Origin of the sequence: Azospirillum sp. A29 (assembly GCF_042604625.1) — a bacterium.
GTDB lineage: Bacteria > Pseudomonadota > Alphaproteobacteria > Azospirillales > Azospirillaceae > Azospirillum > Azospirillum palustre.
Window position 1 is genome coordinate 337,673 of record NZ_CP170466.1, and the last position, 14,903, is coordinate 352,575.

Annotated in this window: 14 protein-coding genes; 6 read left to right on the forward strand and 8 right to left on the reverse strand. The window is 67.3% G+C overall.

All coding sequences use genetic code 11. The features are described 5' to 3' along the window. Positions 1-4 precede the first annotated feature (4 nt). Positions 5-2,806 carry a DNA gyrase subunit A gene (gyrA, locus tag ABNQ38_RS16445; RefSeq protein ID WP_377809332.1) on the reverse strand — a complete coding sequence of 934 codons (2,802 nt, stop codon included), beginning with the start codon at positions 2,804-2,806 and terminating at the stop codon, positions 5-7. A 137-nt stretch (positions 2,807-2,943) separates the two neighbouring features. Beyond that, complete coding sequence (locus ABNQ38_RS16450; RefSeq protein WP_377809333.1) at positions 2,944-4,302, reverse strand: MATE family efflux transporter; 1,359 nt, start codon at positions 4,300-4,302, stop codon at positions 2,944-2,946. Between the two features lie 295 nt (positions 4,303-4,597). Here ABNQ38_RS16450 and ABNQ38_RS16455 point away from each other — a divergent pair, with 295 nt between their 5' ends. Then, entirely contained in the window at positions 4,598-4,783 is a 186-nt protein-coding gene (locus tag ABNQ38_RS16455; protein WP_098739779.1) for an entericidin A/B family lipoprotein, read from the forward strand. A gap of 51 nt (positions 4,784-4,834) precedes the next feature. Further along, positions 4,835-5,023, forward strand: coding sequence for a hypothetical protein (locus ABNQ38_RS16460; protein WP_014247578.1), 189 nt, complete (start codon positions 4,835-4,837; stop codon positions 5,021-5,023). Between the two features lie 69 nt (positions 5,024-5,092). Here ABNQ38_RS16460 and ABNQ38_RS16465 read toward each other — a convergent pair whose 3' ends face one another. Next, positions 5,093-7,078: a lytic transglycosylase domain-containing protein gene (locus tag ABNQ38_RS16465; RefSeq protein WP_377809334.1), complete on the reverse strand. Its 1,986-nt coding sequence runs from the start codon at positions 7,076-7,078 to the stop codon at positions 5,093-5,095. Positions 7,079-7,114: 36 nt separating this feature from the next. Between ABNQ38_RS16465 and dapA the strand changes: the two genes are divergently transcribed. From dapA to ABNQ38_RS16480, 3 genes are read left to right on the forward strand one after another with little or no spacing between them, the layout of a single operon-like run. Next, a complete protein-coding gene (gene dapA, locus ABNQ38_RS16470; RefSeq protein ID WP_377809335.1) occupies positions 7,115-7,990 on the forward strand; it encodes a 4-hydroxy-tetrahydrodipicolinate synthase in 876 nt (291 codons plus the stop codon). A gap of 30 nt (positions 7,991-8,020) precedes the next feature. Next, positions 8,021-8,494, forward strand: a complete 474-nt coding sequence (gene smpB / locus ABNQ38_RS16475; protein ID WP_109050037.1) for an SsrA-binding protein SmpB — start codon at positions 8,021-8,023, stop codon at positions 8,492-8,494. Between the two features lie 4 nt (positions 8,495-8,498). Next, a complete protein-coding gene (locus tag ABNQ38_RS16480; protein ID WP_377809336.1) occupies positions 8,499-9,521 on the forward strand; it encodes a methyltransferase in 1,023 nt (340 codons plus the stop codon). A 59-nt stretch (positions 9,522-9,580) separates the two neighbouring features. Here ABNQ38_RS16480 and ABNQ38_RS16485 read toward each other — a convergent pair whose 3' ends face one another. Then, positions 9,581-10,564, reverse strand: coding sequence for an aldo/keto reductase (locus tag ABNQ38_RS16485; protein WP_377809337.1), 984 nt, complete (start codon positions 10,562-10,564; stop codon positions 9,581-9,583). 95 nt (positions 10,565-10,659) lie between these two features. On the opposite strand from ABNQ38_RS16485, the gene ABNQ38_RS16490 reads away from it, so the two are divergent. Further along, complete coding sequence (locus tag ABNQ38_RS16490) at positions 10,660-11,310, forward strand: TetR/AcrR family transcriptional regulator (RefSeq protein WP_377809338.1); 651 nt, start codon at positions 10,660-10,662, stop codon at positions 11,308-11,310. Here the strand turns inward: ABNQ38_RS16490 and ABNQ38_RS16495 are convergent. From ABNQ38_RS16495 to ABNQ38_RS16510, 4 genes are all read right to left on the reverse strand, one after another. Then, positions 11,282-12,142 (reverse strand): helix-turn-helix domain-containing protein, encoded by an 861-nt coding sequence (locus ABNQ38_RS16495; RefSeq protein ID WP_377809339.1) that lies wholly within the window; start codon positions 12,140-12,142, stop codon positions 11,282-11,284. The two genes, ABNQ38_RS16490 and ABNQ38_RS16495, sit on opposite strands and share 29 nt — an antisense overlap. Positions 12,143-12,193: 51 nt before the next feature. Further along, positions 12,194-12,727: a YbhB/YbcL family Raf kinase inhibitor-like protein gene (locus ABNQ38_RS16500; protein WP_377810135.1), complete on the reverse strand. Its 534-nt coding sequence runs from the start codon at positions 12,725-12,727 to the stop codon at positions 12,194-12,196. Between the two features lie 114 nt (positions 12,728-12,841). Next, entirely contained in the window at positions 12,842-13,846 is a 1,005-nt protein-coding gene (hemB, locus tag ABNQ38_RS16505) for a porphobilinogen synthase (RefSeq protein ID WP_244592812.1), read from the reverse strand. A gap of 116 nt (positions 13,847-13,962) precedes the next feature. Continuing rightward, on the reverse strand, positions 13,963-14,889 hold the full coding sequence (locus tag ABNQ38_RS16510; RefSeq protein WP_377809340.1) for a metallophosphoesterase family protein: 927 nt from the start codon (positions 14,887-14,889) through the stop codon (positions 13,963-13,965). Between the last annotated feature and the right edge of the window lie 14 nt (positions 14,890-14,903).

Sequence of the window (14,903 nt, forward strand, 5' to 3'; positions counted from 1 at the left end):
TCCGTTATTCGTTCGGCCCGGTGGTGCCGCCGGCATCGCCGACCGACCCGACCGAACCGTTGGCGTCACCGCCGTCCTCGACTCCAGTCTCCCCGACGCCGTTCTCACCCACGCCATTCTCGCCCTCTTCCTCGGCGATGGTGGCGACGGACACCACGCGTTCGTCCGCCCCCACGCGGAACAGCGTGACGCCGAGCGTCTTGCGGCCTGCCACCCGCACATCGTGCAGAGGCATGCGGATCACCTGGCCGCCGTTGGTGACCATCATCACCTGATGGTTCGATTCGACCGGGAAGGCGGCGACGATGGAGCCGTTACGCTCGCCCATCTCCATGTTCCAGATGCCCTGGCCCCCGCGTCCGGCGGTGCGATACTCGTAGGACGAGCTGCGCTTGCCATAGCCGCGGTCGGAGACGGTGAGAATATACTGTTCCTTCTGTTTCAATTCTTCGTACCGCTCCTGCGACAGGGTGACGCTGTCGGTCGGCACTTCATCGGCTTCCGGAGCGGCCTCGCCCTCCATCTCCAGCCCTTCGTCGCGCTTCATCTTGAAGAAGGCGGCGCGTTCCTCGGGCGTGGCGTCGACATGGGCCAGGATCGACAGCGACACCACCTCGTCCCCGTCGGCCAGCTTGATGCCGCGCACGCCGGTGGAGGTGCGGCCGGCGAAGACGCGCACGTCGTCGACCGGGAAGCGGATGCACTTGCCGCCGCGGGTCGCCAGCAGGACGTCGTCGGTTTCCGAGCAGGTGTGGACGCCGATCAGCCGCTCGCCTTCCTCCTCCAGCTTCATGGCGATCAGGCCGTTGGAGCGGATGTTGGCGAAGTCGGACATGCGGTTGCGGCGCACGTTGCCCTTCGACGTGGCGAAGACGACGTGCAGATCGGACCAGGCGGCCTCGTCTTCCGGCAGCGGCAGGACGGTGGTGATGGTCTCCCCGTCGATCAGCGGCAGCAGGTTGACGAAGGCCTTGCCGCGCGCCTGCGGGTTGCCCAGCGGCAGCCGGTAGACCTTCAGCTTGTAGACCATGCCGCGGTTCGAGAACAGCAGCAGCGGCGTGTGGGTGTTGGCGACGAACAGGTCGCTGACCGCATCCTCCGCCTTCATCGACATGCCGGAGCGGCCCTTGCCGCCGCGCTTCTGCGCACGGTAGGTCGACAGCGGCACCCGCTTCACATAGCCGGACTGGCTGACGGTGACGACCATGTCCTCGCGCTGGATCAGGTCCTCGATGTCGGCCTCGAACTCCAGATCCTGGATCTCGGTGCGGCGTGGGGTGCCGAACCGTTCCTTCATCTCGACCAGCTCGTCGCGCAGGATCCCCATCAGCTTCGGCCGGTTGGCGAGCGTGGCGAGGAAATCGGCGATCTGGTCGGTGACATCGGTCAGCTCGGCGCCGATCTTGTCGCGCTCCAGCCCGGTCAGGCGGTGCAGGCGCAGGTCGAGAATGGCGCGGGCCTGGACTTCCGACAGCCGGTAGGTGCCCTGTTCGCTGACGCCGCGGCCCGGCTCGTCGATCAGTTCAATCAGCGGGCCGACGTCATGGACCGGCCACTCGCGGTTCATCATCTCCTCGCGCGCCCAGACCGGGTCGGGGGCGCTGCGGATCAGTTCGATCATCGCATCCAGGTTGGCGACGGCGACCGCCAGACCGACCAAGGTGTGCGCACGCTCGCGCGCCTTGCCGAGCAGGAACTCCGTCCGGCGGGTGATGACCTGCTCGCGGAAGCGGACGAAGGCGGTGATGATCTGCAGCAGATGCATCAGTTCCGGACGGCCGCCGTTCAGCGCCAGCATGTTGACGCCGAAGGAGGTCTGGAGCTGGGTGTGGCGGAACAGCTGGGCCAGCACCACGTCGGGAACCGCGTCGCGCTTCAGCTCGACCACCACGCGCACGCCGTCGCGGTCGGATTCGTCGCGCAGGTCGGCGATGCCCTCGATGATCTTGTCGTTCACGACCTCGCCGATGCGCTCCATCAGCTTGGCCTTGTTGACCTGATAGGGAATCTCGGTCGCGACGATGGCGGTGCGGTCCTTGCGCACCTCCTCGAAATGGGTCTTGGCCCGCAGGATGATCGAGCCGCGCCCGGTCTGCAAAGCCGCCCGGCTGCCCGAGCGGCCGAGGATCAGGCCGCCCGTCGGGAAATCGGGGCCGGGCACATGCTCCATCAGCTCTTCGAGCGTGACGTCGGGGTTGTCGATGTAGGCGCAGCAGGCGTCGATCACCTCGCCCAGATTGTGGGTCGGGATGTTGGTCGCCATGCCGACGGCGATGCCGCCGGCGCCGTTAACCAGCAGGTTCGGGAAGCGGGCCGGGACGACGGTGGGCTCCCGGCCCGAATCGTCGTAGCTGGCCTGGAAGTCGATGGTGTCCTTGTCGATGTCGTCCAGCAGCGCTTCCGCCGACTTGGCCAGACGCGCCTCGGTGTAGCGCATCGCCGCGGGCGGGTCGCCGTCCATCGATCCGAAATTGCCCTGGCCGTCGATCAGCGGCAGGCGCATCGAGAAGTCCTGCGCCATGCGGACCATGGCGTCATAGATCGCGCTGTCGCCGTGCGGGTGGTATTTACCCATCACGTCGCCGACGATGCGCGCCGACTTCTTATAGGGCTTGGTCGAGTCGTACCCGCCCTCCTTCATCGCGTAGAGGATGCGCCGGTGCACCGGCTTCAGCCCGTCGCGGACGTCGGGCAGGGCGCGGCTCACGATCACGCTCATCGCGTAGTCGAGATACGATTTCCGCATCTCGTCTTCGATGTTGATCGGCGCGATGTCGGAGGCGGGAGGAAGGGGCGTATTGCTCAAGCAGGACACTCATTCTTCGAATGCGCCGCCGCTTGACGAATCCGCGGCAGTCACTGGCCTTGCGGGCCGAAGGTTTTGCCCAGGAAATATAGCAACTCTCGCAATTGCACACAACGATTCGGGGCTGAAAAGCCGGCTCAACGCCGGCTCAGATACGCGAATCGGAGCGAGAGGATGGTGACCGATACCAGACTGGCGATCAGGATTCCCTCGAACAGCCCGTGGGCACCGTGGCCGAGGCCGAAGACCAGGAAGGCCGACACCGGAATCATCACCACCGCGTAGGAGAAGAAGTGCAGTGCTGTCGGGATCCAGGCGTCGTGCCGGCCGCGCAGCGCGTTCGCCATCACCGTCTGCCCGCCGTCGGCGATCAGGATCCAGGCGGTGAAGGCGATCAGCGGCACCACCGCCTCCAGCAACTGCGGATCGTTGGAGTAGATGGCGCCCAGCGCGTCGGGCACGCTGCGATAGAGAATGCCGACGCAGGCCAGGATGGCGCTGGTGACGCCGAGGCCGGTCCAGCCGGCCAACGCCATGTCGCTGCGGTCGCCGCGGCCATAGGCGACGCCGACCCGCACCGCGGTGGCCGAGGCAAGTCCAACCGCCGCCATGAAGGGCAGGGCGGTCAGGTTCAGCCCGACCGTGTAGGCCCCCAGCGCCAGCGGGGAAATCATGCCGGCGAACAGGCCGAGCCCACCGAAAGCTCCGCTCTCCACCCCGATGCTGAGCCCGGCGGCATAGCCGAGGTGACGCTGGCGTGCGGCACCGCTCCACCAGTCGGACACCGGCCGGCGGACCTGCCAACGGTCATGGTCGTGCATCCACCAGACATAGGCGACGAGCCCCAGCCCCATGGCCCAGCGCACGATGGTGGTCGCCCAGGCGGAGCCGACCGCGCCCAGCGGCTCCAGCCCGACATGGCCCCACACCAGCGCCCAGGCCAGTCCGGCATTGACGATGTTGCCGATCACCATGGCAACCATGCCCGGCCATGGGCGCTTGACGCCCTCCAGGAAGAAGCCGGTGGTGATGTAGAGCATCATGCCCGGCGCACCGAGGCCCAGAACCGCCAGCACATGGGCGCCGCCGACAGACATCTCCGCGGTCTGGCCGCCGGCCTGGAAAAGCGGAACGCCGAGCAGCGAGACCATGGCGAACAGCACCCCCAGCAGCAGCGCATAGGGGACCGACCGCCGCCATGCCCGCCCACAGTCCGCATCGTTGCCGGCGCCGAAGGCGTGGGCGGTGATCATCACGGTGCCCATCAGCAGACCGACACCGGTGCCGACCATGATGTTGCCGGGCAGATGGGCCAGCCCGTAATAGGCCAGCTCCTGGGCGGAGAAACGGCCGACGATGGCGGTGTCGACCGCCATCATCACCATCAGGCCGGCGCGGGAGACGATGACCGGCGCCGCCAGCCGCAGCAGTTCGCCGATGTGGGCGGCAAGGCGCGCGCGCAACGGCTCCGGGGCGGGCAGGGTGGCGGTGCTCATGACGAAACCTGTGGTGGAAGAGGGTGGTGTCGCGGCCTGTGCCGTGCCGCCGGACCGTAAGGCTTGACCGGAAAGCGGGCAGACTGCGCAAAAGCTGGTCATCTTGCCCGGTGGGCGTACCGCGTCAAGGTTTTCGGGCGCCTCGAAAGGACCGTTGCATTCACTGCATGGCGGCGAGGTGGGTCGCGGAACCAAGCCGCTGTCATTCCGTTGTCAGAAACAGAGACGAACGACGCCCCCGGCCATCGCTCAATTTTCTTACCCCAGCCCCCTCACCCGAGAACGGAGAGACGCCATGCAGCACGCCAAGAACCGCCGGCAGCGCGCCACCGCCCGCGCCATCCCGTTCCCCGCGCGCGAGATGGTGATCCTGACCTTTCTGATGGCACTGGCGGCCATGCTGACCGGCTGCAACACGGTCGAGGGGGCCGGGCAGGATGTCCAGGCCGGAGGCCGGGCGATTGAACGGACTGTCGACTGACGCGTTATCCCAGGGCCACCCCCAGGGTCACCCTTGCGAAGGAGTTTCCGTATGAGCGAGCCGCAGAAGCCGTCCACCCCCGGCGAGATCCCGCCGCCGTCCAATCCGAATCCGCCGCAGCCCGACCGGCCGACGACCCCCGATCCCTATCCGGTGCCCGACAACCCCGGCATCCTGCCGGAAGTCCCTCCGCCGGCCGACGAGCCGATGCCGGGTATGCCCAACCCGACCACTGCATGACGGCATCGGTGAAATATAAGGACCGAGGGAGGGGGCTTTGCTGAGGTTCCCCTCCCCGACCCAAACTGCCTAACGACGCAAGTCCTTGTCCAGGTTCGGTTCAGCCCGGTCGCCATTCAGACGGGCGCGATAGACCTGCACCGCCTCCAGCACGCGCTGGACATAGTTGCGGGTTTCGGAGATCGGGATCAGTTCGATCCAATCGACCACGTCGATGGTCTCCGTGCGGGGATCGCCATAGGTCTGCAGCCACTGGCGCACCCGGTTCGGACCGGCGTTATAGCCGGCGATCGCCAGCACCCAGGATCCGTTGAAGCGGTCGATCAGCTCGGCCAGATAGGCCGATCCCAGCGTGACGTTGTAGCCGGGGTCGGACGTCAGCCGCGCATTCGTGTGCTTCAGCCCCAGCTTTCCCGCCACCAGCTGCGCCGTCGTCGGCATCAGCTGCATCAGCCCGCGCGCACCGGCGGACGAAACGATGGTGGGATTGAAGGTGCTTTCCTGCCGGATGATGCCGTGGATCAGCGCCAGTTCCGGTGCGGCCGGGCGGGCATCGATCATCGGATAGCCGGCCTCGACCAGGAACACCTCGTTCTGGGCGGCGTCCTTGGCGGCGGCGACGGCCAGATCGCGGCGGCCGACGTCGCTGGCCAGCCGGGCGGTGAGCACATAGTCGGCAGGCGTCTTGGCATCCAGGCTCAGGCGGCGGACGAAACCGGTCACCTGATCGGACGCACTGCCGCCGATCTCCGCCAGCAGGCGGGCGACGCGCACGACCTCGCGCCTGTTGAAGGCGGCCGTCTCGGCGCTCGACACGGTCGGCGGCGTCGGCAGGGTCACCGCACCCCCGGAGACATGGCGGAAAGCCAGTTGGCCGTAGAAGGTGGTGGGATAGGTCGCCGCCTTGGCGTACCAGTCGCGCGCCGGTCCCGTCTGGCCCAAGGCCTCTGCGGCACGGCCGCACCAGTATGCGCCGCGCGCCTTGCTGATCGGCGCGGTGACGGAGCGGTACAGCTTGTGGAAGTGGGTGAAGGCTTCCGACGGCTTGTCGAGGAAGCGGAGCGCCAGGAATCCCGACAGGAACTCCGCATCGGCGAAGGAACTGCCCTCGCTCATCCCGTTGGCGCTGACCAGCCGGTAGGCGAGGTTGTAGTCGCCGCGCTCCATGGCCCGGCGGGCCAGCAGATGCCGTTCCGACCACCAGGATTGCGGACGGCCCATGTCGGTGCCGGCCTGGGCGATGATTTCCAGCGCGCCGGCATCGTCCCCTTTGCGCCGCAAATAGCGGGCGCGGTCGAACATCAGGCCCGGATCGTTGAGCAGGCTGGGCGGCACGCGCGACAGGATCGCCTCGGCGCCCGCACTGTCGCCGTCCAGTGCGATGCGTGCCTCGATCAGCGCGTCATAGGCTTCGTCGAAGAAGGGCAGCATCCGGCGGACCGGAGCCTCCTGCTTGGCCCAGAGCAGCCGGTCGATGCGCGCCTTGTGGTCCTGCTGACGCAGATAGGGCGTGTAATGGGAAAGGAAGGTGGCCTCCTCGTCCGCCGTGAAGGTAGCGTCGGCCCACTGCTTGCGGATCAGGGTGGTCGCACGCTCCGCGCTGCCGGTCGCGATCAGCGCGTCGGCGTAGCGGACGAAGCCGTCGTTGGTCTGCGGCGGGCTCTGGCGGAACCACTCCACCACGTCGGCCGGCGGGATGTCCGGCATCGCCATTTCCGCCTGACGGCGCAGCGCCGCCATGTTCGGCCAGTCCGGATTCTCGCGGATGAAGGCGGCGATGTCGGTGAAGCTGCCGCCGCCCGGGTTGGCGAGCGCGATCCAGCGCAGAACCTTCGCCGGTAACGGGTCTTGCGCGTTCGACGCCGAGGCCAGCGCTTCCGAAAGACGCTCGTCATTGGCGAGCCTGAAGGCCTCGCGGTAGAGGGCGATGTCCTGCGGGCTCAGCGCCGCGGCGGGAAGGGCGCCGGGAAGCGCCGCGAAAAGGGTGAGGAGACCCGCAAAAACAGAGGTCCGGGCGCTCTTGCCGAGGGCGGCGGGGAGGGATAATGTGCGCAACTCTTTTTTCCAGCTAAGCCGACTGAGGAGGCAGCCATGTTCCACGGTTCCATCGTCGCCCTTCTGACTCCGTTCAAGGGCGGGAAAGTGGACGAGAAGGCCTTCCAGTCCTTCGTGGAGTGGCAGGTCGCGCAGGGCACCCACGGTCTTGTGCCCTGCGGCACCACCGGCGAGTCGCCGACCCTGTCCCATGAAGAACACAACCGCGTCGTGGAGCTGTGCATCGAGGCGGCCGGCGGCAAGGTTCCGGTGATGGCCGGAGCCGGTTCCAACTCGACCGACGAAGCCATCGCCCTGACCCGCCATGCCAAGCAGGCTGGCGCGCAGGCGGCGCTCGTGGTCACGCCCTACTACAACAAGCCGTCTCAAGAGGGTCTGTACCAGCATTTCAAGGCGATCCATGACGCGGCGGATTTGCCGATCTTCATTTACAACATTCCGGGCCGCAGTGTCGTGGATATGTCTGTGGCGACGATGGCGCGGCTTGCAAAGCTGCCCAACATCGTCGGCGTGAAGGACGCGACCGCCGATCTGTCCCGCCCGTCCCGCCTGCTGCAGGAGGTCGGCCCCGACTTCATCCAGCTGTCGGGCGAGGATGCCACGGCGCTGGCCTTCAATGCGCAGGGTGGGGTGGGCTGCATCTCCGTCACCGCGAACATCGCGCCGGCCCTGTGCTCCGCCATGCAGACCGCCTGGGCGAAGGGTGACCTGAAGGAGGCCTTCCGCCTGCGCGACGTGCTGTCGCCGGTCCACGACTCGATGTTCGTCGAAACCAGCCCGGCGCCGGTCAAGTTCGCCGCCAGCCTGCTCGGCCTCGGCAGCGACGAGGTGCGCCTGCCGCTGGTTCCGGCGACCGAAGCCGCCCGTACCGCCGTGCGTGGAGCCATGACCAAGGCCGGCCTGTTGTCCTGAGTGACGGAACGGGCCGTATAGGAGAGAGATTTGGCGACGCGCGAGGAAGCAAAAAAATATGCGGCGCAGAACCGCCGCGCGCGGTTCGACTTCTTCATCGATGATGTCCTCGAAGCCGGGATCATGCTTACCGGGTCGGAGGTGAAGTCGTTGCGCGGCGGTCGCGCCAGTGTGAACGAGGCCTATGCCGGCCTGAAGGGCGGGGAACTGTACCTGTTCAATGCGTACATCCCCGAATATCTCCAGGCCGGCCGCATCGATCAGCATGAGCCGAAGCGGCCGCGCAAGCTGCTGGTCCGTCGCCGCGAGCTGGACAAGCTTGCGGCCGGGATCAAGCAGAAGGGCGTCACGCTGGTACCGATGTCGGTCTATTTCAACGACCGCGGCTATGCCAAGGTCGAGATCGGCCTCGCCACCGGCAAGAAGAAGCACGACAAGCGCCAGAGTGAGAAGGACCGCAGCTGGCAGCGCGACAAGGCGCGGCTGATGCGGGACAAGGGCTAACCCGGTGGCACGTCTCGACAATCGGGCCACGGACCGCGACTCCACCGTCGCCGCCGTGGCCGCCGAAGCCCTGTCCGAAATCCGGCCGCAGGGCCGAATTCTCGTCGCCTTCGACAGCGACGGTGCCATTGCCGACGCGCTCCGCGACGGCGGGGCGGACGTGGTGGTGTGGAACCGGCTCGCAACAGGCGGGCAGGCCGCCACCCCCTGGCCGGCGGAGGGACCGTTCGACGGTGCCGTGCTGCGCCTGCCGCGCGGCTGGGCCGGGTTCGAGATGGCCTTGCACGCTCTCGCCTCCCGCCTTGCCCCCGGTGCCCCGCTGTGGATCGCCGGAGGCAACGACGAAGGCGTGACCAGTGCCGAGAAGCATCTGGACGGGCTGACGGAAGAACCGGAAACGCTGATCATCAAACGGCGTGCGCGGCTTCTGCTGACCCGGCGCACCGATGCGCCGGCCAAGGGGGAGTTGGAGGATTGGCGGCAGACCGTCACCCTCACACTGCCCGACCGGACGCTGGAACTGGTGTCCTATCCGGGCCTGTTCGCCCACGGCCATCTGGATGCCGGCACCGAATGCCTGCTGAAGGTGCTGCCGGAGGTGGCGGCCGGCACCCGCGTGCTGGATTTCGGCTGCGGCGCCGGGGTGATCGCACGGGCCGTGCGTGAGCGTCAGCCCGACGCGCCGCTGACCCTGCTGGACATCGACGCGGTGGCCCTGCACGCCGCCCGTCAGAATGTGCCGGACGCCGAACTGGTGCTGAGCGACGGCTTGGCCGGCCTGGGCACCCGCGAGCGTTTCGGCCTGATCCTGTCAAACCCGCCGCTCCACCGCGGCAAGGACGAAGATTTCGGCATGCTCGACGCGCTGGTGGCGGGGACGAAGCAGTATCTGAAGCTGCGCGGCACGCTGGTGGCGGTAACGCAACGGACTGCCGGTGTCGGCAAGCTGTTCAAGGCAGCGTTCGGCCACAGCGACATGCTGATGGAAACCACCCAATTCCAGGTCTGGTCGGGAACGCCGAAGTAGGACATGCAGGACATGGAAGGCGGCAGATCATGCCGCCTCCTATCGTCCGTCATCGTACCTTACACATTCACCCCGCGCATCCCCTCGGCAGTGTAGCGGTCCCCCGCCGCCGCGCCCGGTGGCAGCGCGTCGCTCAGCGCCTTAACCTCCGCATCGGTCAGCATCACCGCTGCGGCGCCGACATTCTCCTCCAGATACTTGATCCGCTTGGTGCCAGGGATCGGCAGAATGTCCGGGCCCTGGGCCAGCAGCCAAGCCAGTGCCACTTGCCCCGGCGTACAGCCTTTCTGCGCCGCAAGTGCCTTAACCTGTTCGACCAAGGCCAGATTGCGGTCGAAATTGTCGCCGGCAAAGCGCGGTGCCACGCGGCGGAAGTCGTTCTCGGCGAACTGGTCGGGGCTGCTGACCGTCCCGGTCAGCATGCCGCGGCCGAGCGGTGCGTAGGCGACCAGCGAGATGCCCAGGTCGCGGCAGGTCGGCAGCACCGCAGCCTCGACATCGCGCGTCCACAGCGAATATTCGCTCTGCACCGCGGCGATGGGATGGACGGCGTGGGCACGGCGCAGGGTGGCCGCGGACACCTCCGACAAGCCGAGCGCACGGACCTTGCCCGCCTTGACCAGATCGGCCATCGCGCCGACCGTCTCTTCAACGGGGATGTCCGGGTTGATGCGGTGGGCGTAATAGAGGTCGATGGTCTCCACCCCCAACCGCTTCAACGACGCATCGCACGCCTGGGCCACGTAGGCCGGGCTGGTATCGACCCGGCGGGCATATTCGCCGGGGTGGCGGACGATGCCGAACTTGGTGGCAATCGTCACCCGGTCGCGCTTACCGGCCAGGAAACGGGCGAGCAGCGTTTCATTGTGTCCACTGCCATACATGTCGGCAGTGTCGTAGTGGGTGACGCCAAGCTCCAACGCCCGCTCCAGCGTGGTGAGCGACTGGGCATCGTCGGTCGGGCCATAGAACTCCGACATGCCCATGCAGCCGAGTCCGATTTCGGATACCGAGAGAATGCCACCGATGTTGCGCTGTCTCATCGCTTTACCCCTCCCGTGCCGCGGCCGGGCGGATTACCCTGGGAGCCTGCGGCAACAACTACACTACACTGTGCAGTGTACTTTGAGGGTGGGGAATGTCAACGTCTCAGGCGGGGGGGGCCGCGCGCGGTTCGGTCAAACGGGATGCGGTGGTGGAGGCGGCGACGCGTGCCTTCCTGACACATGGCTACGAGGCGTCGTCGATGGACGCCATCGCCGCCGACGCCAACGTGTCGAAGCGCACCGTCTACAACCATTTCCCCGGCAAGCGGGAGCTGTTCCAGGCCGTCGTGTCGGAACTCTATGAGGGGTTCCGCAGCGAGGACGGACAAAGCCTGCTGCGCCACGACCAGCCGCCGGAGCGGGCTCTGCCGGCTTTTCTGCGGTCTCTGCTGGTCCATACCGGCCGGCCGGAGGTGCGCGGCCTCCTGCGTCTGGTGATCGCCGAGCACCAGCGCTTTCCCGAATTGTCGCAGGACTACCTGGAGGGCGGCAAGAGCCAGGCCTATGCGCTGCTGGACGACTACATCGCCGCCCAGCATGCCCGCGGCCTGCTGAACGCGCCGGATCCGCATGTGGTGGCGACCCAGCTGCTGGGCGGTATGAAGGAGGTTCTGTTCTGGCCGACCATGTTGGGCCTGCCGGTCACCGCCGACCCGGAGAAGGTGATCGCCGATTCGGTCGCGGCCCTGATCCGCGCCTACGGTGCTGCGCCGGTCAGCGTCCCCGCAGGTTCGACGGGTTGACGCCCATCGCTTCCCTGATTCGGCGGGCGAAGTGGGAGCGGTTGGCATAACCGCAGGCCTCCGCCGCCTCCTGCACGCTCAGCCCCTCGCTTTCCAGCAGGTCGCGGGCGTGGGCAACCCGTTCTTCCGTCAGAATGCTGCGGACCGAGCACCCCTCATCGCTCAAGCGGCGGCGCAGCGTGCCGGTGCTGAGGTTGAGCGCCCCGGCCACGCGCTCCGCGGTCCAGGGAATGTCGGGCTGGGTGCGCAGCAACTGGCGCACCGCGTCGGCGGTCCCGGTCGGCGCCACCGGTCCCAGCCACCAGACACCATCCTCCAGCAAGGCCAGCAACACCTCCATGCAGCGATGCTCCGCCAGCTTGGGCGGGAGCGGAGGGTCGGCGGTGAGACCGGCGGCGGCATGGTGGATGGCGTCGGTCAGGGATGGCGTCAGGGTGACATGCCAGTCGCCGGGCCGGGTGCGCTGCGTCAGCCCAACCGCGCCGTGGGCGCGTAGAAGCCGCCGTACCATCTCCGCCGGGAACTCCAGCACCAGCGCACGGTAACGTCCGCCGGTGCTGGGATCGTTCACCACCGCCCCGGACCAGCCCGGCGGCAGCAGCATGGCGCTGCCGGCCGGGAAACGGCGGGTTGTGCCGGATTGGTCGGTCAGTTCCTTGGTGCCTTCCAGCACCGCGATCAGGGCGGTGCGCTCGATCTGCACTTCGGCCAGACGCTCGCGGTCATGGGCGACGAAGGCCCACAGCTCCGGCTGGTGTGGCCGGTCGCCGCCGGCGGGACGCAGGTCGCGGGCGGCGAAGCGGGACAGGCGGGCGAGCAGATCGGGACCCATGGCATTCATCCTTCGGCTTAGGCCGATCCTAGGGCTGGTCGGCTCAGGCGATCAACGGCCGTAGCGGGCCGTCAGCGACGCCTTGCCCAAGCTGGCGGCATTCAGGTTGAAGCCGACCATGGCGCCCGATGCGTCGGCGGACAGGGGCAGGCCGTCGACCTTCAGAGCATGGACGGTGACGACATAGCGGTGCGGCTTGTCGCCCTGCGGCGGGCAGGGACCGCCATAGCCGGGGGGGCCGAAGTCGGTGCGGCTCTGTACAGCCCCGGCGGGCAGGGTCGGTTTGGCAGCATCGCCGGCACCGGCGGGCAAGCTGCGGCTTTCGGGCGGCAGGTTGAACACCACCCAATGCCACCAGCCGCTGCCGGTCGGCGCATCCGGATCGTAAACGGTGACGGCGAGGCTGCGCGTGCCGGCCGGCGGTGCCGTCCAGCTCAGGGCCGGCGATTGGTTGCCGCCGGCACAGCCGAAGCCGGCGAAGACATTGCGCTCGGGGATCGGCGATGTGTCGGTGAAATCGGGGCTCCGCAGTTCGAACGCCGCAACGGGCGAGGCGGCCAACAGCAGGCCGGTCAGCAGAGCCATGCGGACAGGAAATACAGCGGTCATCGGGCGTCTCCGTCGTTCGGGATGCCCTGACGATAAAGGGCCGCGGATCGCTCCGCGGCCCCGAACGGCTCAAAGACGGTCCCGAACTGCTTAACCCTGCTTGAGCAGCCTCGCCGCATCCACCGCGCCATAGGTCAGGATGGCATCGCAGCCGGCCCGCTTGAAACCCATCAGCGTTTCCAGCAGTGCCTTGTCGTAGTTCAGCCAGCCATTGCCCGACGCGGCGCGCAGCATCGCGTATTCGCCCGACACGTGGTAGGCGAAGGTCGGGACCGCGAACTGGTCCTTCACCCGCCGGATGACGTCTAGATAAGGCAGGCCCGGCTTCACCATCACCATGTCCGCACCCTCCTGCAGGTCGCAGGCGACCTCGCGCAGGGCCTCGTCGGTGTTGGCGGGGTCCATCTGGTAGGTGGTCTTGTCGCCCTTCAGGAAGCCGCCGGAATTCACCGCGTCGCGGAACGGGCCATAGAAGGCGGAGGCGTATTTGGCAGCGTAGGAACAGACACGGGTCAGCTGATACCCCTCGGCATCCAGCGTGTCGCGGATGGCGCCGATGCGGCCGTCCATCATGTCGGACGGGGCGACGATGTCGACACCGGCCTCCGCCTGCGACAGGGCCTGACGGATCAGGACCTCGACCGTCTCGTCATTCTGGATGTAGCCGTCGCGCAGGAGGCCGTCATGCCCATGCGTGGTGTAGGGGTCGAGGGCCACGTCGCCCAGGATGCCGACATCGGGAGCGGCGGCCTTCACCGCGCGGATGGCGCGGTTCATCAGATTCTCTGGATTGTAGGCTTCCGCCGCATCCTCCGACTTGCCTTCGGAGCCGACGACCGGAAACAGCGCGATGCAGGGAATGCCCAGCGCGCCGGCTTCCACCACCGCCTCGCACAGCAGGTCGATGGTCATGCGCTCCACGCCGGGCATCGAGGCGACGGGCTCCCGCCGGTTCTCGCCTTCGATCACGAAGACCGGCCAGATCAGATCGTCGGCGGTCAGCGTGTTCTCGGCGACCAGACGGCGGGTCCAGGCATCGGCGCGGTTGCGGCGCAGACGGGTGCGCGGGAAGGCGGCGGGCAGGGTGATCGGCATCGGGAGAACCATGCACTTAGAACGAGTGCGGCGATCCTACGCCTTCCCTCATCGTGAACTCAAGCCGCGGGGGCCGTTCCAGGCCTTAGGGACCGGGCATGAGCCTTGCGCAGGTCTCATGCCCCGCCATGGGCTTCCCCGCTTGCATGTCGGACAACCGACTCCCATCGCGCAGCCACCGGATCGGCGGCGGTGGAATCGTCGGAGCCGACCGGCCGGAAGCCGGTGTCCTGTGCCTGCAGGGCCCAGCGGCTGCCTTCCTTGCGGTAACTAGACACCAGTCCGCCGGTAAAGGCCGCGCCCTCCCAGGACCGTACCTCGAACGTCACATTGGGGTGGGCGACGGTGATGAGGTTATAGGCGTTCGCCTCGTTCCGCAGGCGGGTGGATGTGGCGGTGGAGGCCTGGGCAACCAGGATGGACCGGGCGACCTGGGTGTGGAAGCTCATGATGTCGCCGGAATAGGCCTTGTGCAGATGCCCGGCCAGCAGCAGGTCGACGCCGCAGCTTTCCAACGCCGGCAGCGCCAGCTTGTGGCGGCCGACAAGTTGCGTCTTGGGCAGGTCGGGCGGCGGCAGGAAGGGATGGTGGGTGAACAGCACCTTGAACACCCTGTCCGGCATTCCGCAGAAAACTTCGCGGACCCGCGCGATCTGCTGCTTGTTCATCCGCCCTTCGGAAAAATCCATGATCATGGGACGGGCGGTGTTGATGCCCAGCACCGCGATCTCTTCGTCGATGTGCAGCGGACTGAAGTCGCTGGTGATGTAGCGCCGATAATGGCCGAACGGGTCGGTGAAGCGCTTGAACACATTGTAAACCGGGATGTCATGATTCCCCGGTACGGCCATGTAAGGAAACGGCAATTTTTGCAGGAAGGCCCGCGCCTCCTCGAAATGGCGCGCCTTGGCCCGCTGAACGAAATCGCCTGAAATGACGATCAGGTCGGGAGCCTGTGCGGTCAGGTCGGCCAGCAGGCCATCGACCACGCGCGGGTCGATCCGCCCGAAATGCAGGTCGGAGATGTGAGCGAGCCGTTTCACGCCATCCTCATCCT